The following is a 24,556-nucleotide window of genomic DNA, read 5'->3' on the forward strand; positions in this document are numbered from 1 at the left end:
TGCACCTTTCCAACGCCAAAACCCAGAACCGTTGTTTTTTCGTCACAAAGCGACAAAAACTAACGGTTCTGGGTTTTGATGCAGGATGTTGAATATGGGTATGTACTGTGCTGGACAACCTGTACCCGCAGGAGCGGGGTGAGACGTAGGCTCACCTCTCTCCTGCGGGTACAGGTTATCTGGAACCTCTGATTAAGCTTCACGGCGCTGTTGGGCGCGAATCAAGAACCAAATCATAGCCCATACGGCGATCGTCTGCAGCCCATCCGATATCAGTGTCGCCCAAGCAGCCCCTTTCCAGGAAAAAAGTGGAATCCAGAACAGGTTGAGGACAAAGTTGACTCCCGCTACAAACACCTGAATGGTGCTCCGTAACCCCTGTCGTCCCAAGCCTGAGATTAAATCTGCTGCCGGAAATCGTAGACCCAGAAGTAAAACCATGGGAGCTAGCCAACGCATCGCGTCTACTGCATTACTGTATTCCTGGCCTAGGATGATGGGCACAATGGGGGCCACCAGGGGGAGTATCAGGGTCATGAGCAGGGCATATCCTGCCGAAAGCTTCAGCACCTTCAGAGCAAACTGTACTCCCGAGCGAACGCCTTCCGCCCCATGTTTGTAGAACTTGGCGTAGGAAGCCGACATAATAGCCCGGATTGGTACGCAGGAGATTTCAATCAGGCGATAGGCTGCTGCGTAAATACCTGTTCCCTCCAGAGAGCCCATGCTGGCCAGCATGGTTTTATCCAGGTTGGCATTAAGGCTGGAGGCCGATTGATTGATGGAGAAATAGAAGCCCTCGCGGAACTCGTACTGCTTGAGGGGAGCGATCGCAAATCGAGGTGCTTCAATTCTCCGGGACACAACCCATAAGCTGAGCCCAGCAGCCAGTAAGGTACTGGCCGTGTAGAGTACTGTCCATAAGATAAGAGTGTGGCCTTGTCCTGCAATCAACAGCAGGATCAGAGCCGCTACCAGATTTTTGAAGCTGACGAGGTTTGACAAGATCGCACAGGTGCGAATGTCATCGACCGCTAGAAATGCGTTATAGGACTGAGTGTGAACAGATTTCCCCACCAATTCGGCGATCAAAATCAGCCCAATGATAAGACCAGAGGTAGAGGCTGGCAGGGTCAATTTGCCAATAATGTAGCAGAGCAGGGTCAGCAACAAACCTGAGAACAGGCTCAAAAGTACGGAGCTACCCATGCGATCGCGAAAACAGGTGCGATCGCGTGATACCGTTTTCACCAACAAATGCTCACTACCCCAGGTCGCGAAGGGAGCCGCTGCTCCAGCCAGGGAGAGCAAACCCATGAATAATCCATAGCCTTCGACGCCTAGCGTCCTGGCAATGATTACAAAATAACCTGCTTGAATCCCCAGACGAACCCCCTGGGATACTGCCATGATTAGCGTATGACGGATCAATTCGCTACGAAATAGCTGACGAATTCGTTCTGTAAGCCGCATGGATTCTTGCTAAATATTCCAAAGTTGTGTCAATAAACTCTGGAGGACTAAAACTAGATGCTTGTGAGCAGCGACATGCTGATATAGACGGAAAATCTGGAAAAGTGACTCAGGTAGATGTAAATGCACAGAGCTCGGGAAAAGTCAACATTCCTTTGGCCCTTGGCACTTTAGAAATATATCGTTACCTTTTCGGAGAACTGTTCAAAGTCCTAATAGTTCAGATAAGGAATCTTTTGTATCTTAATTGACCATACAAAAGATTTTCTCCGTTAACAACAACGCCCATGTTTAGATTTTGCCTATCTTACGGGTACGTTTTTCCGGAAACTTTCAGACTAATTTCTTCGTCTTCGAAAAAGGTTTTCTTGAAATGTATCTAGGATTGTGCAGATCTATAGGGTCCGTCAGGCCATGTCTACCCCGGTGACGCTTTTGTGACTGCAATTTAGCAAAATTCAGAGCGATCTCTTATGCAATACAATTGCCAGACAAATGAGCACCTTGCATCCACTTTGGATTCCATGCCTGAACCCTTTGTTTCCGTGATTATTCCAGTTTTTAACGATGCTGAAAAACTTAAAACTTGTTTGTCAGCGTTGGCTCAGCAAACCTATCGACCTGACAGTTATGAAGTCATTGTGGTAGATAATGGTTCTGAAAATTTTGAAGAAATTGAGGCGCTAGCCGCACAATTTCCTCAGGTTGTCCTTACGCAAGAATCAACACCCGGCTCCTATGCCGCTCGGAACAAAGGGATTAGTGTCGCCAAGGGTAGCATCATTGCCTTCACCGATTCAGATTGTATCCCCGCCCCAGATTGGCTTGAAAAAGGGGTTCACTGTCTTTTAGAGCACCCACACTGTGGGTTAGTAGCAGGCCGTATTGATATCTTCTACAAGGATTCCGAGAACCCGACGGCCGTCGAACTCTACGATGGCGTCATTATGGGGTTTCCTCAGGACGAATTTATCAGCAAGCGTAAGGCAGGTGCCACTGCCAATGTCTTTACCTGGAAACATGTGGTTGACCAGGTAGGTAATTTCAAAGCTCAAATGAAATCCCACGGGGATATGGAGTGGGGAAAGCGAGTTCATACCGCTGGCTATGAGTTGATTTACGCTGACAATGCCCGTATCGCTCACCCGGCTCGTGATTCCTTCCAACAGCTATATAAGCGAACTATTCGTCTGGTGGGCGGCATGTATGACATGTACGTCACTCAGGAAAACTCCATTTGGAAACGCAACAAACGCGTTGTCCGCTTTATTGTTTCTGATCTGCTGTTACTAGGGATTGGTAAGAACATCAGAAAAGCCTGGCAGGATAGCCGCCTGCAACGGATAGACCTGAGGCTTAAGGTCATTGGAATCATCCTGATCATGCGATACGTCGGAATGACGGAAAAAATTCGCCTGAAATTTGGAGGTAGTGCTTTCCGCGGTTAAGTTCTTAATTGCATAAAACAAAAGCTTGGAGGTTTACCTCCAAGCTTTTGTTTTATGCAATACTCCTGGTCCTGCACAGCGGAAATTAACCGAACCTCAGTTTGAGATAAGCTGAATTGCCCCTTTTGATGTGCAACTTTTCAAAAATAACCATAAAGAAGGGAAGGATATGTGTGAACATATCCTTCCCTTCTTTGAAAAATGGCTCTACCCTAACCGATCCCTTCAATCACAGGATGGTAGAAGAAGGCCACTGCCAGTACCCCATAGGCCGCCAGGAGCAGTAGCCCTTCAAACCAGTTGGAGCGTCCATCAGAGCTAATCGAGTTGGCAATTAGGACGGCGATCGCCACCGCCACCAATTCAAATGGGTTGAAGTTGAGATCCATGGGTTGACCCCAAAACCAGCCCGTGATCACCAGAACGGGGGTGACAAACAGGGCGACCTGCATACTGGCACCCACCGCAACAGACAGAGACAGATCCATCTTGTTTTTGGTTGCCACCACAATGGCAGCGGCGTTTTCAGCGGCGTTACCAATGATGGGCAGCAAAATTACCCCGGTAAATAGCTCAGTCAACCCCAGAATTTTGGTGGCTTCTTCCAGAGAACCGACCAGCAATTCGGATTCCAGCGCAACGAACACCGTTGCGACAATGAGTACTGAAATCCAAACTTTCAGATTAGGTTTGTGGTTGCTGTGCTCAGCGTCAGTTTCTCCTCCCTCAAATTCGGCCACACCTACGTCGTAGAGGTAGCTGTGAGTTTTCATGGAGAAGAAGATGCTGGAGATGTAAACCAGAATCAGGATAATGGCAACGGCGATCGAAATTTTCTGCATGAGGGGTTCTTCAATCCCCTCGGAGGTAAAGTTAACAGCAGCCGGTAGCAGCAGAGCAATGACCGCCAGGTTCATGGCAGAGGCGTTCGTGCGGGCGACAATTGACTGAAAGGTTTGCTCCTTGTGACGCAGCCCTCCCAAAAACATGGCCAGCCCCATAACCAGAAGCAAGTTCCCCACAATCGAACCCACCAGGCTTGCCTTCACCACATTCACAAGTCCAGCTTTTAGAGCAACGAGCGAAATAATCAATTCAGCTGCGTTGCCAAAGGTGGCATTCAGTAAGCCACCTAGAGATGGCCCAACCACAACAGCAATTTCTTCCGTTGCCGTGCCGATCCAGGCGGCCAGAGGCAGAATGGCAAGACAGGCCAATCCAAACTCCACGAGAGGCCCCCAGTGCTGATAATGGGCCACTACAGAGATGGGTACAAAGATAAGTAGAACCGAAAAGACAATGTTTTTGATGGACATACTGGCAAGTGGATGAGTTTGGGGGAAGCGGACAGCTTTCCTCTGCTATTTTGCCTGCAAAGGCCTGAATTGGAACCGTTGGTTGCAAACTAAGCGTAAGGATGGGTCCACGGGTGCTAAACGCTACGGTTAAGGGCAGGAGTGTTATACTCCTTTCCCCTCGCCCTTACAGAGCGCACACCTGTATATCTACCCGCCGAGATAACGCTTTTCCGGGAGCGTCCTTTGTCAGGGAACTGATGGTCGCATAGATGCACCTATAACCCTTTCCCGTTGGGTGAGATACAACGGAGAATGGCTGAAATGCAATGGCTGAGGATGCTCTAACCAAGAAGTTAGGTTAGGATCAAAATACTTTTACAAAACGCAACAATCTTAAGCAATTGTTATGGCTGTTGTTTACCCTCGTAAGTTTCAAAGCTCCCTAGGTGCTATGAGTGCCCGCGACATTTTAGGGCAAGTCGTGCGCGATCGCGAAATTCACCACATCACGTTGAACCGCTATCGCTTCAGCGAACAGCGGAGTTGCAAAGATTTAACCGATTTAATTGAACAACTGAACGGCCAACCTGCTGCTCTTGTGCGTGACCTTTCCCGACACATTTCGGATGAAGCCCGCCATGCCATGTGGCTGACGGATCTACTGACAGACCTGGGAGCCGATGTCGGTACCCCACCCGGCTCGTCCTACATCGAAGAATTCGAGCGTTTGTTGGATCAGGAGCAGAATTCTCCTGACAATGTGGATGATTTTGTTATTAACTCTCTAGCCGCGATTAATGTCACTGAGAAGCGCGGGTGTGAGTATTTCTCGGCTCACATCTATGCTCTGCAGCAGGCTCCTCAAACTGAGGAGAACGTTAAAATTCGTGAGACCATCGAGAAAATCCTGCCGGAGGAGGCCGGGCATGTGCGTTGGGGCAACCGTATGCTGGCCCAATGGGCTGACAAGAGCCCTGAGTACCGAGAGAAGGTGAACCAGGCCAAGCAAAAGTACGCGGCGATCGAGCAGGCGGCTTTTGAGTGTGGCATGGACATTACCCTGGGCGCGGAACTGCGCCGTGTTGGCAACCTGTTGGATATTGCCAACACGATGCCTCTGTGGCAACGGCCTCAATATTTAGCAGAACGCTTACCCCACGCGTTCCTGGCTCCCGATTTGCAACGGACTCGGATTGCGATCGCTCAACGTGCCTGGAGCCGTGACCCTCAGGCCTTTGTCGAAAAGTTCATCCCCCTGTTCCTGGGTGGCCTGAACCGCAATACTCCAGCGGAAAAGGCGAAACTCTAGAGTCTGCTCTAAAAGTTGTTTGTATGTGATAAGTGCACGAACAAACAACTCCTTCAGCGCGCTTTAAAACGTGCCTGAATACCTACTCAAGGGGATGCCGTAGATATACGGCATCCCCTTCTCTTAAACCTTGAAATAAAGTCAGAGCTCCATTTTGCGATTGCAATACGACAGCAAAATGGAGCTCTATTTTTCATTAGTTCGGACAGTTTTTCTGAAACCCTTGATTTTGCGTGCGCTTCGCGCACGCAAAATCAAGGGTTTCAGAAAAACTGTCCAGAGTATTGTTTTTGATACCGTGAAACGTTGTTGTTATGGCGGATGGAACGCGTTGGAGTAAACCTTTAACCCTTTTGGGGTGGCCTGACGACCATAAGAAAAGCCATTTGTCAGCTACACCGGATTCAAATCAAACAATTCCAGCTTACCGACCATACGATTCATAAGGAGTATGTCTCAGGGCTTGCTTTTTCCAAAGGCAAAGAAAATCCTGAGAATCATGCCGACCTTAGCTGAAAGAGCTAGAGTTGGGAACAGGGCAATCGTTGTAAAGTCCAGTTGAGAGGGTTTTTATGGACGCTGAATCGACCCAGGTTCTGGTTAGTGAAGAAATTATGTCGGTCAATCACGTCGAGGTGATTGAAACGGTCATTGCTAGCCTTCAGGAAGACCAGAGCGCGATGGTCAGCCAAACCGAGCAGGGCCGCCTGTGGAAGTTCAAATACGGCAGCGTAGAAGTCTTTGTGCAACTGACTGGGCAATCCGAAGAAGATATGCTGGTCGTTTGGTCTCCTGTACTCAAGCTGCCTGCCAAAGACGAACCCGCCCTGAACCGGAAGCTGTTAGAACTGAACTGGTCAGAGACGTTTGAATCGCATTTTTGTATCGCTGATGATCAGGTCGTTGTGCTGGCTCAGCGCACTGTTGCCGAGTTGTCTCCGGCAGAAGTCTCGCGCAATATTACTGTGGTTGCTACGGTCGCAGACAATTACGACGAAGCACTGCAACAGGAATTTGGACAGGGTTAAAGAACATTGGCAACCTGGCGGCTCATTCCCTTTCTTACAGCATCTGGAGCTGTACAAATGGCTCTGGATACTTGGCTACTAGAACGCCATGCTGCCGGGGCAATACCACCTACCCTGCGATTCTATGCCTGGGATCCGATCGCCCTTTCCCTGGGCTACCATCAACGCCAGATTCCACAACACTGGAATCATCTGAAATGGGAGGGGCGATCGCTTCCCCTCATCCTCCGCCCCAGCGGAGGCCGTGCGGTGTTGCATCAGGGTGACCTGACCTATGCCATTGTTGGCTCTGGTTTTAAGGGCGGTCGCATCGAGGTTTATCAGTACCTCTGTGAGTTTTTGGTACAGGGATGGCGATCGCTTGCCGTCCCCCTCCATTATGGTGAAGCAGGACGGGGCTACATCCATAACCCTGACTGCTTCGAAACCGCGACAGGAGCGGATCTGATCATGGCTGATGGAACGAAGCTCATCGGCAGTGCGCAACTGCGGCGAAATGGAGCGGTGTTACAGCACGGTTCTATGCGTCTCTGTCCTGATCCCGATCTGTTTCAGCAGGTGTTTGGCACAGCCATTCAGGTTCCTGATCTACCCCTGGTAGCGGATTTAGAGGAGAGGCGGGCGACCGCCATCACGACTCTCACCCAAGCTGCCGAAGAATGGTTTGGAGTGACGTTGCGGGAAGAACCCCTTTCGGAAGACGAATGGGTTATGGTTCAGGCCAGACTTAAATCCAAATCATAACGGGGACGGTATTACCGTCCCCGTTATGGCTTTCAAATCGTTTAGACCGTCTCCATTACACCTTTTCTTTGTCCTTTGGCTCAGCGGTGGAAGCGATCTGGAGTTCTTTGAGTTGCTTCGCGTCCACTTCGTTGGGGGCATTGGTGAGGAGACAGCGAGCCTGTTGGGTTTTAGGGAAGGCGATCGCATCGCGAATCGATTCTTCACCGGCCAGTAGCATCACCCAGCGATCCAAACCATAGGCGATACCTCCATGAGGCGGGGTGCCATACTCAAATGCCTCCAACAGGAAGCCAAACTTGTTGTGGGCTTCCTCCTCAGAAATACCAATCAGGTCAAACACCTGAGATTGCAGGTCTGGTTGGTAGATCCGCATACTGCCGCCTGCCGCTTCGAAACCGTTGTAAACGAGGTCATGGGAGAGCGTGCGTGCGGTCTTTAAGTCAGCCACGTCGTCGGGGTGGGGGGCCGTGAAGGGGTGGTGCAGCGGATCGAGGCGCTTCTCGTCCTCATTCCACTCGAACATGGGGAAGTCGACGACCCACAGCAGATTAATCTTGTCGGGATCAATCAAATCCATTTCCCGAGCAATCACCTGACGCAGGCGATCGAGGGTTTTGTTGACGGTTGCGGTATCGCCCGCCCCAAACAGTAACAGGTGCCCCGCTTCGGCTCCTGTACGGCTAAGGATTTCCTGCTTCTGCTCCTCGCTCAGGTTGTCCTTAATCGCGCCGATGGTATCAATTTCGCCACCTTCTCGCACCCGAATGTAAGCGAGACCTTTGGCTCCAGCTTCGGCCGCTTCCTTAAACAGATCACCACCCGGCTTAATCCGCACATTAGAGATTTTGTCGTTGCCACCGGGGATCGGTAGGATTTTGACAATTCCACCTTTTTTCACGGCATCCGCAAAGACTTTGAAGCCGGAATCCTTCATCAAATCCGATACATCGGTCAATTCCAGACGGTAACGGGTATCGGGCTTGTCGCTGCCATAGCGATCCATCGCATCAGCATAGGTCAGGCGGGGAAAGGGCCGGGGAATGTCGATGCCTTTGAGGGTTTTGAAGATGTGGCAGACCAGGCGTTCATTCAGATCTAGCAATTCGTCCTGGGACATGAAACTCATTTCCAGATCGAGCTGGGTAAACTCGGGCTGGCGATCGGCTCGCAGGTCTTCGTCTCGAAAGCACCGGGCAACCTGGTAGTAGCGATCGCATCCCGCTACCATCAAAATCTGCTTAAACAACTGCGGCGACTGGGGCAGCGCAAAGAATTCACCCGGATTGACCCGGCTGGGCACCAGATAATCCCGCGCCCCTTCAGGAGTGGAGCGAGTCAGTACCGGGGTTTCCACTTCGAGGAAATCTTCTTGATCCTCCAGGAAGCGACGGATGGCTTTGATCAGGTCGTGGCGCAGACGCAGATTACGGGCCATGCGCTCACGGCGAATGTCGAGGTAACGGTATCTCAGGCGCAGGTCTTCCCGCACGGTTTCGTTGTCAGCGGAGGATACCTGGAAGGGGAGTTGCTTCCGTACCGCATTCAGCAGTTCAATTTGCTCGGCATAGACCTCGATTTCCCCCGTCGGTAGCTTGGGGTTGAGAGACTCATCAGGGCGACGACTGACGCGACCTGTAATCCGCACGACGTATTCGTTACGCAGCTTGTCGGCTGCTTCGTAGGAGAGGGGCGTACGCTCAGGGTCGCTGACGATTTGGGCGATGCCGGTGCGATCGCGCACATCCAAAAACACGACCCCGCCATGATCTCGGCGACGATCGACCCAACCGCACAGCGAGACTGTTTCACCGATATGTTCTGCCCGTAGTTGGCCGCAGTAGTGGGTTCGCATCATGAGAGAAATGGCAGGAAAAGAATAGAGTCAACACTGAAAACCTTTCCATTATCCAGGATCCTTACCCCTTCTGAACTGACTTGAGGGGGAGAAGCTGGTGAGGGTTTCCAAACAATCCATTAAACCATTCCAGGCTAACCCATAGTTAACTTGAGTTCGGGTTAAGGGCTTTTTCGAGGGGCGCGCCCGGCGCGCCCCTCGAAAAAGCCCATTTTGTCGTGCGCAGAGCGCACGACAAAATGGGCTCTTGGGCTTATCCCGAGTTGAGGTTAGTTACTTTACGCATGTGCAACTTTGAGCCAGCCGCTAGAGTTCTGGATTTTGGGTGGAGCAAGGGGGCACAAAATATCCCTTCGCTCCACTCAAAGTTCAGGGTTCTGGGTTTCGATGCAAGATATGCGTCAAGTCGGAGTCAATCTTTCTTTGTTTGGGATGTGAGTTTTTCGTCGAGAAACTCACATCCCAAACGGGTTTTTATATCGTGACAAATAGCTTACGTTTTAACCATATATCTTCCTGGGCATGGAGATACATAGGGTTGGGGTGGAGGGCGATCGCCCGCTCATAAGACTCCAATGCATTCCCATAGGCCCCCATTTCCGCGAACATTAATCCCCGGTTGAACCATGCCTGGTGGTAATCCGGTTGGAGGGTGACGGCCCGTTCGTAAGCGACTAGTGCTTCTGCATAGCGTTTCAGGCCGCTGAGGGCATTGCCTCGATTGTTCCAGGCTTTGCAGTAGTGTGGGTTGAGCTGGAGAGCCTGGTCGAAGTGGGCGATCGCCTCCTGATACTCTTCCTTTTCACACAAGGCACAGCCCTGCAAATCCCAATATTCAGGGCTGTCGGATCCATTCAGAGCCATGGCTTCGTTCTCCCAGTGATTACTCCTTTATTGTTGAAATAAATGAAAGAACCCGTAGGGCGGATTTCTAGATGGCTAAGGTGGGGAATCTACTCCTTGTGTGAGTCATTTTCAGTAATGAAGAGCTCATTTCTAAACATTTAGGGCATACACAAAGAGGTTTGTTCAAGGATCTTGTGAATTGTCATGGAAGTGTCATAGCACTAGCATTTGACTGACAATTCTCTCTGCGATTCTAAAACTACAGGACTTCAGGTAAGACGCTACAGCCAACCCGTAAGCCCTGCACAGAACTACCACAGCGAGCTTGGAAATATGAAGCCTCAAAACATCTGGAGGGCTTTCGGGGGATCGGCGATCGTTATGCTCGGTACGGGTGCCTGGTATGTTTTTATGGCGGGGGCTCCTCAGTTGGATCCGCCCCTGGTGCAATCAGCTCAACAGATGCAGCAAGAGGGGTTATCGTTTCACCTGGAAAGTTTTATGAGCCAGGCAATGAAGGCTACACGTACCTATGGCGTTATTCTGCCACCTGGTTATAGCCAAAACTCAACGCAGCACTATCCTGTCATCTTTCTTTTGCACGGTGGCCATGATGATGCCCGTGCCTACATTGATAAGTATGGAATGGCTCAGGTTTTGGCTGACCTGTATCAATCCCACAAGTTAGAACCCTCCATCATTATTACCCCTGATGGCAATGATCAACGAGGCTCTAGCCCCCTATGGGATCCTCAATACTTCGACGGCCCTAATGGTCGAGTTGCAACGTTAATTGGATCAGAATTGGTGCAAGTTGTAAAAGAACGTTATCGTACTTCAGAAAGCCCTAAATTCTGGGCCATGGGAGGGATTTCTTCGGGAGGTTGGGGTGCTTTCAATATTGGGTTGCGATACCTCAACCACTTTAATATCTTGTTTAGCCATAGTGGTTACTTTACAGATAGTAGTGGAGCCACAAATAGCCCTAATCAGTTCATCCAAACACTACCTCTGGCGCAATTAAAACAATTGCGGGGTGTCTATCTAGATGCAGGGGAGAATGATACTGATTTCTTAACTTCTACTCAGCAGTTCCACGAGACTTTGAACCGCCTTGGTGTAACCAATAAATTCTATGCGTTTCCGGGTGGTCATGGCCTTTCTGGTCCTAATATTGGATGGAACTATTTCCATAAGCATTTGTACGATTCCCTAACCTATATCGGAGCAGAATTTCAGCGTGCATCTTCACCTGTTAGTTAACGGAAATTGCTGATGCTAAATTCTCGTACACGCATTGCCCTATGGATGGTGGCCTTCCTGACCGGATTTGTGGGGCTTGTCAATCTTCTTTCCGCTGTTACGCCGAGCCTTCCCAATCGTATTGCCTGGTTACGCGAAATTTTCCCCTTCGAAGTGCGTACGGGAGGACACTTATTCGCTGCCATAACGGGTTTTTTCCTATTAGCATTGGCCACTAATTTGTTACGCCGTAAGCAAGTTGCCTGGCTGTTAACAGTCATTCTTCTAGTAATTTCCATCATCAGCCATCTGGTGAAGGGCTGGGACTATGAAGAGGCACTTTTATCGGCCGGGTTGCTAGTGGTTTTAATAACTATGCGACCGGTATTTACGGCTCAGTCCGATCGCCCCTCCATTGCTCAAGGAGCGCGAGTTTTATTAGGAGCATTACTCTTTACTCTGGCCTACGGTACAGCCGGATTCTATTTTCTGGATCGCCACTACTCGATTGAGTTTGATTTGCTTCCAGCTCTTCGTCAAACGATAGTTCTGTTCTTCACCGATGATAATGCTGGGTTACGCCCAACAACTCGTTTTGGAAAATACTTTGTTGACTCCATTTATATTATTAGCATCGTTACCTTTGGCTATGCGTTAACTCTATTACTACGACCCGTTCTGTTGCGTGGTGCAGCGAGTACAAAGGAGCATAAACATGCCCAAGCGATTGTGGAAGCCTATGGGCGATCGTCTCTAGCACGGCTCACATTATTGGATGACAAAAGCTATTACTTTAGCCCATCAGGAAAGACAGTGGTTGCTTATGTGGCAAAGGGGCGAGGGGCGATCGCCCTGGGTGATCCCATTGGCCCTGCATCAGAACGTCGAGAAGCTATCTTAAGTTTTCAAAAATTCTGTGCCCAAAATGATTGGTATCCTGCGTTTTATCAAACCCTTCCCGATGACTTGGAATTGTACTATAGTCTGGGATTTCGAGTGCTACAAATTGGAGAAGAGGCCATCGTTGATCTCAACACATTTACCTTAAGTGGAAAAGCGGCTCAAAACCTACGCACGGCTCGTAATAAGTTAACGAAGGCAGGGCATACGGTTGAATTTCATCAACCCCGAATTGGCTCAGCATTGCTCCACGAATTGAAGACAGTGAGTGATGAATGGCTGCGATTAGTGAACGGATCTGAAAAGCGATTTTCCCTCGGATGGTTTGATGACCAATACTTACAAGACTGCGAAATTGCTTTAGTGCGAACCCCTGACGGACACATTAGTGCCTTTGCCAATGTCATCACCGAATATCAACACAATGACATCACGATTGACTTAATGCGGCGGCGAATTGAGATTGAACATGGCACGATGGACTTCCTCTTTACGAGCATGTTTCAGCATTATAAAGAGCGAGGATATGACGGCTTTAACTTAGGCTTATCTGCTCTTTCGGGAGTCGGTCAAACGGAGGAAGCGGCTCGTTTAGAAAAAGCTGTGCATTACCTTTATCAACACCTCAATCAGTTTTACAACTTTCAAGGTCTTCATAGCTATAAAGAAAAGTTTTCTCCCCGGTGGGAACCGCGCTATCTGGTCTATCCCAGCCTGGTTGCTCTGCCCGACATACTAGTCGGTCTAGTGCGGGCAGACTCGGGCGATCGCCTTCTCGACTACTTTAAACCCGGCAGTTAATCCTTTATTTCAGGCCGCTTCCTATGGACATGCAGCGCCTCAAATCGATTCTTCCTTCCCTCGTCGGTGTTGCGTTACTCCTGGCATCAATCTGGGTGCTACATCGAGAATTTCAGCACTACTCTATTGATGAAATTTGGCATCAGCTAACTAGAATCCCTAAACAACAGGTCGTAGTGGCGATCGCCCTTACCTGTCTCAATTTATTAGTATTTACCGGATACGATACCCTTTCGGTTTCTTATATCCACCATCCCTTACCCTATATCAAAACTGCTCTTGGTGCGCTGACCAGTATTCCCATTGGAAATGCTCTTGGTTTTTCCTTATTAAGTGGAACGGCTGTTCGCTACCGGCTGTATAGCTCGTCAAATATTTCAACTCTTCAAATTGCTCAAATTGTTACCTTTTGCCACATTACATTCTGGTTAGGTTTGTTCGTCGTAGGGGGTATTTTTTTCGTCTGGCATCCCATTACGATTCCTCGAAACCTGATGCTGCCCTTTGTGGACACGCGCCCTCTCGGAGCGGCATTTCTAGGCCTGATTGGAGGCTATGGAATGTGGAACTGGATGAGTGGGCGATCGCTTTCTATCAGTAAATTTGTCATTCCCCATATTTCCCCTCACTTGAGCCTACTTCAGACTCTTGTTGGTTCTTTGGATTGGGCGTTAGCTGCTAGTGTTTTCTATGCATTATTACCAGAAACATTACCAGAAACTGCTCACCTACCTTACCCAACATTTGTAGGGATTTACTTATTCGCTCAATTTGCGGGAGTTGTGAGTAATGTACCCGGTGGATTAGGGGTTTTTGAAACAGTCATGATATGGTTGCTGGCCAAATCTTTTTCATCAGCAACATTGCTCGGCACTTTGTTAGCCTATCGAGCTATTTACTATCTCCTGCCACTGATGATTGCTGTAATTCTGCTAGGCGCTTTTGAAGTAAAACAACGGCTCCGTTAAAGCTTATTTGAAGTTGATTTTCAGTAATGTTGTGCCTTTTGGAAAGCAAGAGATCCACTATTTTGGGCCTGATTTTAATTAGGCTTTCTGTGTGGATTGTTCTACGGCAAAGCCGCGCAACGATTCATGCAGGAAATCCACTGATTGGAGCGATTGATCAAGAGGAAACAACAGCATCGACTTCACGCGGCCCAGCGATGAACCCAGTCGGCGATCGCCTCATTCACGACCTGCGGAAATTCCGCCATTAAGACATGCCCAACTCCTGGTAGGTGAAGATGTTCGCTGTGGAGAAAGAGAGCAGCTAAATTTTCTCCCATGTCATAGGTAAAGGTGGGATCATTTGCTCCGGTGATGACTAATGTTGGCACTTCATAGCAGTGTTTGGTTTGATGTTGTGCGAAGAAGTTGTAACCCCAAAAGATTTTTAGGGCCTGATAGGGCTCTCGTTCAACCGGAATTGGGCTTTCCTTAAAGAACTGTTGCACTGTCCCGTGGCGGTGGGTGCTTGTGAGTCGCGCAGCCCACGTTTGCAGCAGAGGCACTCGAAACGCATGCCTTCCACCGGAGTGCATGAATCGCATCAATGGTATTTCCCACCAGGGATCCAGCTCATGAGTTCCCCCTGCAATTAACACCATTGCACTGGCCGAATGCCGCTGTGCCCATTCCAGCCCCAGGGGTACACCATAGCTGTGACAACAAAGAACTGGTCGATGAATCTGAAACCGATGCAGCAGACGCTGCAAATCCCGCTGGTGCCGTCCGATGGAATAGCGCGGGTAGGGTTGCGAATCCCCATGCCCTGCCAGGTCGTACACTAATGCCTCATAGCCTTGCGCTTGCGCGAATTCGTATTGCGATCGCCAGTTAAATCGATTTCCCAATCCCCCATGCAGGAACACCCAGGCCGGCGATCGCCCACGCGTATGACATACCTGAAGCTCAACTCCCCGCCGTAGGTGAATCCGTTCTCCAGTCAGGCTGTTGTTGGGTGCCATATCTTTACTCGTTCTGCTTCCAAAGTAATGGATGAGTATGTCAGCCATATAACAATCCAGTGGCGATCGCCTATGCTCACAAAAATGGCCAAAACAGAGCCCTCCTTAGCAAGAGCTCCGTTTTGGCTAGTTCCGTAAAGATAGGGGCTGACTAACGCAAGATATAAACCCGAGCCTCGTAACCCCGCAGGGAGCAGATCAGCTGGTCATCGTGCAACTCAACGGGGGTATCTTGAAGCCAATCATGCCAGACGTGGCCCTGTGGAATGTTGTGCACATGGTAATGATCACACTCCATATTCTTCAGGTTCAACACTACGACTACACAGGACTCCTCATTCCACCGCTGATAAGCCAACACCTGGTTGTCTGCATCCTCGTGGAAAAAATCAATATTCGAGTTTTGCAACGACGAGAACTGACGACGTAACGCAAAAAGCTTGCGGTAATAGGTCAGGAGATCCGCGTTGCGATCGCGCTCGATCAAAGACCAATCCAGCGGGTGTGGACTATTGGGAGTCATACTATTCACCTCCCCAAATTCCTCACCCATCAAAATCATCGGCACCCCAACCGCCGTCATCAGCATTACAGCACCCAACTTAATTCGCTGGAAGGCATCGTCTTCGGAAAACCCCTGTTCTTTTAGGCTATCCAGTAAACGGGGGCGATCGTGGCTAGATAAATAGTGAACGGCTCCAGTCGTGCGATCGGGATAGTCATGCTGTGTCGGGTCTAGCAGCTCTTTCGCACGTTGAATATCAATTTCTTCCTCGCCTTTCAAATGAGGCGTTAAGAAGTAGTAAAACGTCTCTCGCCAACAGGCATCCAAAGCCCCTTCCGGCCGCACCACTTCTGGTGTGTCAGGAATGCGTTCACCAATGTTATAGAAAGGCTTCATGCTAGCCGCGAGTTTTGTCTGCTGGCAAACCCAATTCATAAATTCGGGATTATCAATTTCCTTAACCGCATCAAACCGGATGCCGTCAATGTGATATTCCTCGATCCAATAACGCACCACGTCGCCCATCAGTTCCCAGGCTGGATGGCGATCGTACCGCTCATCATAGGTTTCGTAATTGAATTCGGGTCCCCAATAGTCTTCGGGGCGATCAGGATGATGGCGATCGTGGTAGTACCAGTAATCGCGGTCGATCGCTAATAAGGGGCTGTGGTCGGATGAGTGGTTGTAAAGCTGGTCAAGAATAACCCGAATACCACAACCATGGCAGGTATCAATAAATCGCTTCAGGTCTTTTGTCGAACCGTACTTAGGATTTGGCGCAAAGAAGAAACTCGGCAAGTAGCCCCAGGACGCATCTTCGGGGGCTGCATTAACGGGCATCAATTCAATGGCATTAATCCCTAAACCACAAAGGTAATCGAGCTTCTCGATGACAGCTTCATACTGTCCTTTTGCTGAACAGTTTTCATCACCGCTCGAAAAGTCTGAAATGAATAGTTCGTAGATGATGAGTTGATTATTAGCGGGAAGTGGCTTATCGTCATGGGTCCAGACGTAATCATCGACAATACGCTGGCCATCCTTGATACGAATTACACTATTACAGCTATCAGGGTGTAATTCTCTTGCATAAGGATCATCAATCTCAACCCATTCATCAGGCTGGTGCGTCCAACTGTTAGATTGCACTCTAAATTTATACTCGTAAGCACCGTCATCGAGTTTAACTGACGTGCGGTAGTAACCCTTGTCATCCTTCTCCATTGGAATCTCGTTCCAATCAGAAAAAGAACCAATCAATGAAACGGCTTTGTTGTTGGGTGCAAGCAGTTTGAACTCGATTTCGTTAGACATATCACGCCTTTAAGTGTTGGTAAATGCCTGACTTGAACTCAGGCATAAATATCGGTGCTCTGAAAAACGACCACAATATGTTTTTTCAGAGGCATTCAACTTCACAGCTCGGTATTAACCTCCGATTTCTAGCCATTTCTTGTCCGGATGCAAACCGTACCCAGTCCTAAAATTGCTGGACGAAAGAACTCTGCTCCCCTAATGAAGTCTTTTCTTGAGGAACAGTGCCTTCCTCAAACGCCTTTGATAAGAGGATAGGGTGAGGAGAAGAGAGGGTAGCGATCGCCCTACTTCTTTTCTAATTCATTAAGCGGATGAACAAATACCCCCCCACGCCTGTCACCTTAAAACCATTTATCAGCCCAATTAGCAAGCTAATGGATTGATCGAAGTGCAAGTCTTAAAAAGTCCTTGATACTATGCTTGATCCTAAAGAATGAGCCCGCTTTTCTCCGTCACGCATTGGATAGAAAAATGGCTATCAATGCTCCATCTTGTGAAGGATCTGTAGACTATATACTCTATATAGCTTGGGATGCTAAGGATATAAATTAGAGCCACGATGGAACAAAGTTTGAGAGGAATCGGTCTTTAAAGAGCTGCGGCTTTTCGCATCAGCAATTTAATCTAGGATCACTTAAGTTGGTGCTTGCAATTAAACATAAGACCCAAAGGGTTATGCAGTCTGCTTTATGGCTGTACGGCCATTTACGTTCTGTGTTTAATGAGCCTGAGCGACTGACCTAAAACTGAGAATACATTTTTAAGAATTCGTTTTGTTTATTACCTTGAAGCGTAATTCTAAGTCTACTGAAACGTTTTTTTTCGCACTTCATGTACAAAAAAACAATCTTAAGAATAGGCCCTAAACGCACAAAGTGACTGGCAATTGATTAATACTTTTCTTCTCATAAACCAAAGAACTTTAAATTCCAATCGTAAAGACCCAAACCCTAACTATGTCGTTGCGAAAGCAAAGTTAAGGTCTGGGTTTTAGCAAATACGAATACTACTCCCCTAGCGCTGACCGACCAATTCCCGTTCAACATTCAGCAGGTTTTCAACCCGAGCCTCTGTTGAGGGATGTGTTGAAAACAGGTTGCTGAACGTTTGCTTGGGTACTGCATTCATAATCAGCAGGGGCTCGAAAGCTGGGTTTGTCGCCATAGGCATTTGTCGGGCTGCTGCATCCAATCGGCGCAGGGCGTTGGCCAATGCTCGGGGCTTGCCTGTAATACGCGCTGCGCTAGCATCCGCCTCAAACTCACGGGTACGAGAAATTGCCATTTGAATAACGGTTGCCGCAAGAGGAGCCAGAATAATAGTTGCCAGAGCACTAATGGCATTACTTCCCTCACGATCGTCTCGACCACCATAGCCACCAAACATCATGCCAAATTGCAGCATCTGCGCTAAATAGGAGATTGCCCCGGCCACCGTCGCTGCTACAGCTTGGGTCAGAGTGTCACGGTTTTTAATGTGACTCAGTTCGTGGGCAATGACCCCTTCCAGCTCATCAGCCGGAAGCATTTGCAGAATGCCCTGGGTCACAGCAACAGCGGCATGCTGCGGATCACGACCCGTCGCAAATGCATTTGCCCCAGCAGTTGGAATAATATAAACCGCCGGCATTGGCAGGTCGGCCTTCTGAGCCAGCTTTTCTACCATGGCGTATAACTGCGGAGCCTCGGCTCGGCTCACTGGTTGCGCTCCATAAGCGGCCAGAGCAATTTTGTCGGACGAGAACCAGGAAAAGAAATTCATCCCCCCGGCCATGACCAACCCAATCAAGGCTCCACCCGAACCTCCCAGTAGATACCCGATCGCCACAAGTAAACCACTGAGTAGCCCTAGCAAACTTACAGTTTTGATCTGATTCATAATTCGTTCCTCCGTCAGGACGTTACCCCGCAGGGAATGATGGAGAAATTTTTGTTGATTTCAACCACAAAAATTTCTGAATCAAGGACCCACTTAGGGAAAGATAACGATCGCATTCCAGGCCAGTTCGGGAGAGTTCGATTGAGGCCAGTGCTGCTTCAAACTGGTTTTAGCCCAGTATTTCAGCAAGTCTGGGGCGATCGCAGAACTTATCACAACTATCTGTGTTACGTTTCTTCATAAATTCTAAAACCCTCACCCCGCTTTCCCTATACCGGACAGGCGCACTCAACCGTACGGCTTCCCACACCTCCTTGCTCGCAAACAAAAACCTTCCTCTCCAACAAGCTACGCCTCCAGCCCCGTCTGCCCCTGCGCCCCCCTGCCTCGTATAATAAGCAACGTCGCCACTTCCACTCGCTCACTCACTTATGACCAATGCCCTGTTCCACATTGAGCATTTACGTGTGGCCTATCCGCACCAGCGAGGGCAGGCCGCTGCGAATGGTGAGGCAACTATTCAATGGGCTGTGGATGATGTGACCTTAACGCTCAATCCCGGAGAGCGGCTAGGCCTGGTTGGCGAATCGGGTTGCGGTAAGTCGACTTTAGGACGAGCGGCCATGCGGTTGCTTCCATCCTCCAGCCAGGTGGAAGGGCACGTTCTGTTCAACGGTCAATCGGTCTTTGACCTATCTCCGGCAGAGCTTCGCAAGTTTCGGGGAGAAGCGGTATCTATCGTCTTCCAGGACCCAATGACTCGATTGGATCCATTGATGACCATCGGCGAGCATTGTTTGGAAACCCTACAGGCGCACCAACCTGAACTTTCTAAGGAAGAAGCCAAGACCAAGGCGATCGCCACGCTAGAAGCCGTGAAAATTCCAGCCAACCGCTGGAGCCAGTTTCCTCATGAGTTTAGTGGGGGGATGCGGCAACGGGTGGCGATCGCCCTCGCCCTTCTGCTCAATCCCAAACTCATCGTCGCTGACGAGCCAACCACCAGCCTGGATGTCACTGTCGCTGCCCAAATCTTGAAGGAGCTGACCCGACTCTGCCAGGAGCGCAATATGGGATTGGTCCTGATTTCCCATGATTTGGCATTAGTGGGGGAATATTGCGATCGCATCGCCGTCATGTACCAGGGCAAAGTGGTCGAAACCGGCAATACCCAGGACATCCTCAAAAACCCTCAGCATTCCTACACTCAAATGCTGTTGCAAGCGGCTCTCCGCATCCATGTGGATGATCCCCTCGCTCGGGCAGCAGCAGAAGCTGCACCTGCCCCCCTACTGCGGCTGGATAACCTGCGGAAGCACTATATGCTGGAGCAAAATTTCGTCGCCCGACTGCTAAACCGCCAACCCGAAAACGTCATTAAAGCTGTAGACGACATCAACTTAGATCTCTACCCCGGAGAAATCTTTGGGCTCGTGGGTGAATCGGGCTGTGGCAAAAGCACCCTCTCGCGTACTATCCTGCAACTCATCCCTCCCACCGCAGGCCGTATTAACTTCCTCGGCAAAGATATCACGGGCCTACCCCGCACTGAGCTGCAAGCCCAGCGGCGGCAAATGCAGATGGTTTTTCAAGATCCTCACGCGTGCCTCAATCCGTTGATGACTGTGGGCGATAGCATTGCTGATCCCCTACTGATTCATGGGTTAGCCACTCTGGATGCAGCCCGCGAGCAGGTGAAAGCCATGCTGGAACGAGTTGGGCTGACTCCGGTCGAGGATTATTACAACCGTTATCCTGGAGATCTATCCGGAGGCCAGCAACAGCGCGTGGCGATCGCCCGTGCCCTCATCACTCGCCCCAAGCTACTGATTTGTGATGAACCCGTCAGTATGCTGGATGCCAGTGTGCAGGCCCAGGTATTAGACCTGATGTTAGAACTCAAGCAGGAATTTGACCTGACCTATCTGTTCATTACCCACGACCTTTGGTTAGCACGGTTTTTGTGCGATCGCATCGCCGTTATGAACGCTGGGAAAATTGTGGAATTGGGAACCACCGAGCAAATTTTTAACCATCCCCAGCACCCTTACACCCAAACCCTTCTCCAAGCCGCCCCTCTGCTGGCTCACCCACCAGCCATCTAGTTTCAGGTAGCGTCATGATGGGGTGAAGTGTTTTGCACTCCGAACCGTCAAGCCTACGTTGATTTCTATCGTGTAGGAGTAGCGGAGGGGTAAATAATTTTCATCAGAGCGCACAAAACCTTGTCCCGCCTTAGGAAACCGTCCCAGGGCGAGAAACATAGGTCAAATCAATTTGATAGTATTCTTGTTGACGTTTTTAACCGTATTGTTCGGTGTAAACCTCAATATCGGGTCGAATTTCGGCGTTAGCGGGGGTTAGTCCGTCAAACCCACCGCCCGCTATCGAGTTCAACTGCATTATCCACCTTCGCTATCCCTGTCGATAAGGGGAAATCAGAACAATCAATGTTTGGTTTAATTGGTCATCTCACAAGTCTAGAACACGCCCAGTCTGTCGCCCGCGAGCTGGGTTACCCTGAGTACGCCGATCAGGGGCTCGATTTCTGGTGTAGCGCCCCTCCGCAAACCGTCGATCACATTCGAGTCAAAAGCGTCACTGGGCAGGAAATTGAAGGTCAATACGTTGAGTCCTGCTTTTTACCCGAAATGCTCGCCACCCGGCGCATTAAGGCCGCCACTCGCAAAATCATTAATGCGATGGCCCACGCTCAGAAGCACGGCATTGATATTACAGCGTTAGGGGGCTTCTCCTCGATTATTTTCGAAAACTTTAACCTGTCTCAAATTCCACAGGTACGTAATATCACCCTGGATTTCAACCGATTTACTACGGGTAACACCCACACGGCTTATATTATCTGCCGTCAGGTCGAGCAGGCCTCGAAGCAACTGGGTATCAATCTTTCCGAAGCAACTGTAGCTGTCTGTGGAGCTACAGGGGATATCGGTAGTGCCGTCTGCCGCTGGCTAAACGAGCGCACTGATACCAAAGAATTGCTGCTGATTGCCCGTAACCAGGAGCGATTGCAAAACTTGCAAGAGGAGTTGGGGCGAGGCAAGATTATGCCGCTTGAAGAAGCGCTTCCTCATGCCGATATTGTTGTATGGGTCGCCAGCATGCCCAAAGGGATGGAGATCGATTTCGACAGTCTTAAGCAGCCTTGCTTGATGATTGATGGCGGCTATCCCAAGAACATGGCGAGCCAGATTCAGCATTCTGGCGTTTACGTTCTCAACGGCGGAATTGTAGAGCATTCCCTCGACATCGAGTGGAAAATCATGGACATCGTGAATATGGATGCCCCCGCTCGTCAGCTCTTTGCCTGCTTCGCAGAATCGATGCTGTTAGAGTTCGAGAAGCTGTACACCAACTTCTCCTGGGGCCGCAACCAGATCACGCTGGATAAAATGGACCTTATCGGTAAAGTGTCCCTGAAGCACGGCTTCCAGCCATTGCTTCTACCTTCCTAGTGGCTATAGATTGCGCCTTGTTCGAACTCATCTGTCGTGATTTTGTGCAAACTGTCCTGATGGCATCTCCTCGTCTAAGAAGAGTGGAATGGTAGATGCACCCTGATTCAAAGCTCCTGGTTTCGCGGCCAGGGGCTTTCTTTTTTCTGATTTTTCCTGGGGGAAGATTTATGCAACTTAAGTTTGCCTATGCTTGATGATGTGAGGCCACATCACCAAGCATAGGTTGATTTCCATTCTGCAATGCCGGGGCGTTGCCCAAAAAATTACGGGAGTGTCCTGATAGCAGCTGCCTGCTTAGGAAGAGTGGAATGGTAGATGCACCCTGATTCAAAGCCCCTGGTTTCGCGGCCAGGGGTTTTCTTTTTGCTATATTTTTCGCGGCACACGCCAAAACGGCATTTTCGAGGGGCACGCTTCAAGCGTATCCCTCGAAAATTGCTCTTAATCCGAACTCAAGTGAAGTACAACTTTCTCGTCAAAAAAGGTATGACAGTGTCCTGATAACATCCAGTCTCCCTGGAAGAGTGGAATGGTAGATGCACCCTGATTCAAACCCCTGGTTTCGCGGCCAGGGGTTTTCTTTTTTCTATAGCAATGTGCAAGTGCGTTAAGTACAGCAACGGTGGTGTGGGGCACGAAGTGCCCCACACCACCGTACTTAATCAACCCGCACAGCGCTATAGAATCTGCTTGAAAGGTTGTTTTTTCCTGTGCTTTGATCTACGAAAAGAAAACCGTAGAACACAGCTTAAGTTTTCTCCTCCAAAAAGTATGACAGTGTCCTGATGACATCCAGTCTCCCTGGAAGAGTGGAATGGTAGATGCACCCTGATTCAAAACCCCTGGTTTCGCGGCCGGGGGTTTTTCTTTTATCTATAGAACCGAGGCATAGACAGGAGTGGCACAACGTACCACACCCTGTCTATGCCTCGGTTCTTTGAGCAAGTTTGATATTAGGATAGATTGAGAGATGTGGCCCAGCGCGACTGGGGCCAAATTAATAATCGTGTGTTTAAAAAGGTTAGGAGCCCCATGATGGATGCGATGGAATTTTTTCGGATGAGTGAGGGTAAGTGGCGATCGCAACGCACCACTCATCACCTTCCCTTCCGCCGCGCAGAAACGGGAGATTCCGAAATTCAAGTAGAAACCCTCCCGGTAGACGATCCTAAAGTTTTAGAAATTTGTCAGATGCATGACACTGACCCCAGCCTTGCAATTGGAGGGGCGTATGTAACCTGGCACGGAGCCATGTCCTGGGACCAGGAAGGGGATGAGAGCCACCAGGGTTCTACGGTTTTTGTATTGGTACCGGATGCTGACAACCCCCGGCAAGGCAAGCTTTTGCGGGAGCGTGGCTATGCCGAAATCGTACCCGTTATCGGACACTACGAAGTGGATGACGACAATGGGCTGGTGTTGACCACTGATTACGAGACCATGAGTTCCGTTGAGCGCTTCTGGTTTATCTCTCCTGATCTGCGGGTACGCAGCAGCACCGTTAAGCGTTTTGGTGGCTTCAGCACCGCCTCCTTCTGCACAGAGTTCCGTGCGAGTGAAGAAGCTCCCACATCTGAGTCCGCTACTGCCGTTCCTGCTGCTAAAACCTATTCTTCGAGCTTTGGTTGGTAATATTTCTGCTGAATCCCCCTATGATCGGGGCCTCGCCTACCTGCATCACGCTGCATCTCTGGCTCTAGAGCCAGAGATGGTTTATATTCCTGATAATTTGGGCGATCGCGTTCGCCTCTGTACCTGGGTTGGTACTCGCATTGAGGCCATTAATGGGCGTCTGGAACAGCTGCTGCACCATTGCCACCAATGCTTTTACCCGCAACAGCAGCGTACAATTCGCATCCTGGCTGCGCCTATTAACGAAAAGTTTGGAATTGATGGATGCTGCAACATTCGGCTGCTTCCCGTCACTATTTTGTTGGATGTCGGGCGGGTAGAGCCGGAGAGCTGGTTGAGCCTGGTGGTGCATGAGTATGCTCATGCTCACGTTGGGCATCCTGGTCATGAGCAAAATTTTGTGCAGGTGCTTACGCATCTGTGTTTAGGGTTAGGGTTACCCGCGCCACCTAGCAACGCTACCGATCAGTACTTACGGCATTGGCCCCATTACAAACCCACTGCCAATGCCCTAGATTTTTGGATGGATCGTTGAACTAGGAACACAGCAAGATTTCCTACAACTCTTCAGGCAGGCTGTAGGAAATCCTGCACCTTTACCTTTCTAAAACCAAGCTTCCGAACCCTTGTTTTTGTCGCTTTTTGACGAAGAAATAAAGGTTCGGAGGTCTGGTGCAAGATTTGAGTTTAGCCAGAATTTGTTGGAAGAGGCTGTAATACCGTTTTAATATGAAGCTGCGCCAAATAGGGCTTCGAGAATGAAATCGTAGGACGTCAATGACGCAACCCTTTCAGGGGAAATCTTGTCGAGTTCCGAGGTCAGGAGTTT

General features: G+C 49.6%; 19 protein-coding genes. 11 read left to right on the forward strand and 8 right to left on the reverse strand.

The window, feature by feature from the left end; all coding sequences use genetic code 11:
* Positions 1-192: 192 nt before the first annotated feature.
* Positions 193-1,473 carry an oligosaccharide flippase family protein gene (locus NDI52_RS20525; protein WP_190775774.1) on the reverse strand — a complete coding sequence of 427 codons (1,281 nt, stop codon included), beginning with the start codon at positions 1,471-1,473 and terminating at the stop codon, positions 193-195.
* A 524-nt stretch (positions 1,474-1,997) separates the two neighbouring features.
* On the opposite strand from NDI52_RS20525, the gene NDI52_RS20530 reads away from it, so the two are divergent.
* Positions 1,998-2,921: a glycosyltransferase family A protein gene (locus NDI52_RS20530; RefSeq protein ID WP_190775775.1), complete on the forward strand. Its 924-nt coding sequence runs from the start codon at positions 1,998-2,000 to the stop codon at positions 2,919-2,921.
* A 212-nt stretch (positions 2,922-3,133) separates the two neighbouring features.
* Here the strand turns inward: NDI52_RS20530 and cax are convergent, their stop codons facing one another.
* Positions 3,134-4,237, reverse strand: coding sequence for a calcium/proton exchanger (gene cax / locus NDI52_RS20535; RefSeq protein ID WP_190775776.1), 1,104 nt, complete (start codon positions 4,235-4,237; stop codon positions 3,134-3,136).
* Positions 4,238-4,625: 388 nt separating this feature from the next.
* On the opposite strand from cax, the gene NDI52_RS20540 reads away from it, so the two are divergent.
* From NDI52_RS20540 to NDI52_RS20550, 3 genes are all read left to right on the forward strand, one after another.
* Positions 4,626-5,528, forward strand: a complete 903-nt coding sequence (locus tag NDI52_RS20540) for a ferritin-like domain-containing protein (protein ID WP_190775777.1) — start codon at positions 4,626-4,628, stop codon at positions 5,526-5,528.
* Positions 5,529-6,100: 572 nt separating this feature from the next.
* Positions 6,101-6,556: a YbjN domain-containing protein gene (locus NDI52_RS20545; RefSeq protein ID WP_190775058.1), complete on the forward strand. Its 456-nt coding sequence runs from the start codon at positions 6,101-6,103 to the stop codon at positions 6,554-6,556.
* A gap of 57 nt (positions 6,557-6,613) precedes the next feature.
* Positions 6,614-7,300 (forward strand): biotin/lipoate A/B protein ligase family protein, encoded by a 687-nt coding sequence (locus tag NDI52_RS20550; RefSeq protein WP_190775057.1) that lies wholly within the window; start codon positions 6,614-6,616, stop codon positions 7,298-7,300.
* 55 nt (positions 7,301-7,355) lie between these two features.
* Here the strand turns inward: NDI52_RS20550 and aspS are convergent, their stop codons facing one another.
* Positions 7,356-9,155 carry an aspartate--tRNA ligase gene (gene aspS, locus NDI52_RS20555; protein ID WP_190775062.1) on the reverse strand — a complete coding sequence of 600 codons (1,800 nt, stop codon included), beginning with the start codon at positions 9,153-9,155 and terminating at the stop codon, positions 7,356-7,358.
* Positions 9,156-9,632: 477 nt separating this feature from the next.
* Positions 9,633-10,022: a tetratricopeptide repeat protein gene (locus tag NDI52_RS20560; RefSeq protein WP_190775056.1), complete on the reverse strand. Its 390-nt coding sequence runs from the start codon at positions 10,020-10,022 to the stop codon at positions 9,633-9,635.
* Between the two features lie 315 nt (positions 10,023-10,337).
* On the opposite strand from NDI52_RS20560, the gene NDI52_RS20565 reads away from it, so the two are divergent.
* From NDI52_RS20565 to NDI52_RS20575, 3 genes are read left to right on the forward strand one after another with little or no spacing between them, the layout of a single operon-like run.
* The gene (locus tag NDI52_RS20565; protein WP_190775055.1) at positions 10,338-11,267 is read left to right on the forward strand and encodes an alpha/beta hydrolase-fold protein; all 930 of its coding nucleotides are present in this window, start codon (positions 10,338-10,340) and stop codon (positions 11,265-11,267) included.
* 12 nt (positions 11,268-11,279) lie between these two features.
* Positions 11,280-12,947: a phosphatidylglycerol lysyltransferase domain-containing protein gene (locus NDI52_RS20570; protein ID WP_190775054.1), complete on the forward strand. Its 1,668-nt coding sequence runs from the start codon at positions 11,280-11,282 to the stop codon at positions 12,945-12,947.
* Between the two features lie 23 nt (positions 12,948-12,970).
* Complete coding sequence (locus tag NDI52_RS20575; protein WP_190775053.1) at positions 12,971-13,915, forward strand: lysylphosphatidylglycerol synthase domain-containing protein; 945 nt, start codon at positions 12,971-12,973, stop codon at positions 13,913-13,915.
* Positions 13,916-14,097: 182 nt separating this feature from the next.
* On the opposite strand, the gene NDI52_RS20580 is transcribed toward NDI52_RS20575, so the two are convergent.
* The 4 genes from NDI52_RS20580 to NDI52_RS20595 form a co-directional block, all read right to left on the reverse strand.
* On the reverse strand, positions 14,098-14,916 hold the full coding sequence (locus tag NDI52_RS20580) for an alpha/beta hydrolase (protein WP_348256511.1): 819 nt from the start codon (positions 14,914-14,916) through the stop codon (positions 14,098-14,100).
* 151 nt (positions 14,917-15,067) lie between these two features.
* A complete protein-coding gene (locus NDI52_RS20585) occupies positions 15,068-16,735 on the reverse strand; it encodes an alpha-amylase family glycosyl hydrolase (protein ID WP_190775051.1) in 1,668 nt (555 codons plus the stop codon).
* 1,017 nt (positions 16,736-17,752) lie between these two features.
* On the reverse strand, positions 17,753-18,619 hold the full coding sequence (locus tag NDI52_RS20590; RefSeq protein ID WP_190775061.1) for a M48 family metalloprotease: 867 nt from the start codon (positions 18,617-18,619) through the stop codon (positions 17,753-17,755).
* A 90-nt stretch (positions 18,620-18,709) separates the two neighbouring features.
* On the reverse strand, positions 18,710-18,832 hold the full coding sequence (locus tag NDI52_RS20595; RefSeq protein WP_277874393.1) for a hypothetical protein: 123 nt from the start codon (positions 18,830-18,832) through the stop codon (positions 18,710-18,712).
* Positions 18,833-19,047: 215 nt separating this feature from the next.
* On the opposite strand from NDI52_RS20595, the gene NDI52_RS20600 reads away from it, so the two are divergent.
* The 4 genes from NDI52_RS20600 to NDI52_RS20615 all read left to right on the forward strand — a co-directional run bounded on the left by NDI52_RS20600 (position 19,048) and on the right by NDI52_RS20615 (position 24,262).
* Complete coding sequence (locus tag NDI52_RS20600) at positions 19,048-20,721, forward strand: ABC transporter ATP-binding protein (RefSeq protein WP_190775050.1); 1,674 nt, start codon at positions 19,048-19,050, stop codon at positions 20,719-20,721.
* Between the two features lie 345 nt (positions 20,722-21,066).
* Positions 21,067-22,092 (forward strand): long-chain acyl-[acyl-carrier-protein] reductase, encoded by a 1,026-nt coding sequence (locus NDI52_RS20605; RefSeq protein ID WP_190775049.1) that lies wholly within the window; start codon positions 21,067-21,069, stop codon positions 22,090-22,092.
* A gap of 1,038 nt (positions 22,093-23,130) precedes the next feature.
* Positions 23,131-23,727 (forward strand): phycobiliprotein lyase, encoded by a 597-nt coding sequence (locus NDI52_RS20610; protein ID WP_190775060.1) that lies wholly within the window; start codon positions 23,131-23,133, stop codon positions 23,725-23,727.
* Complete coding sequence (locus NDI52_RS20615; protein ID WP_199307838.1) at positions 23,717-24,262, forward strand: hypothetical protein; 546 nt, start codon at positions 23,717-23,719, stop codon at positions 24,260-24,262. The genes NDI52_RS20610 and NDI52_RS20615 overlap by 11 nt, the downstream gene beginning before the upstream one ends.
* Positions 24,263-24,556: the final 294 nt, after the last annotated feature.

The sequence above is a fragment of the Leptolyngbya sp. PL-A3 genome, assembly GCF_039962325.1.
Lineage (GTDB): Bacteria > Cyanobacteriota > Cyanobacteriia > Elainellales > Elainellaceae > Vacuolonema.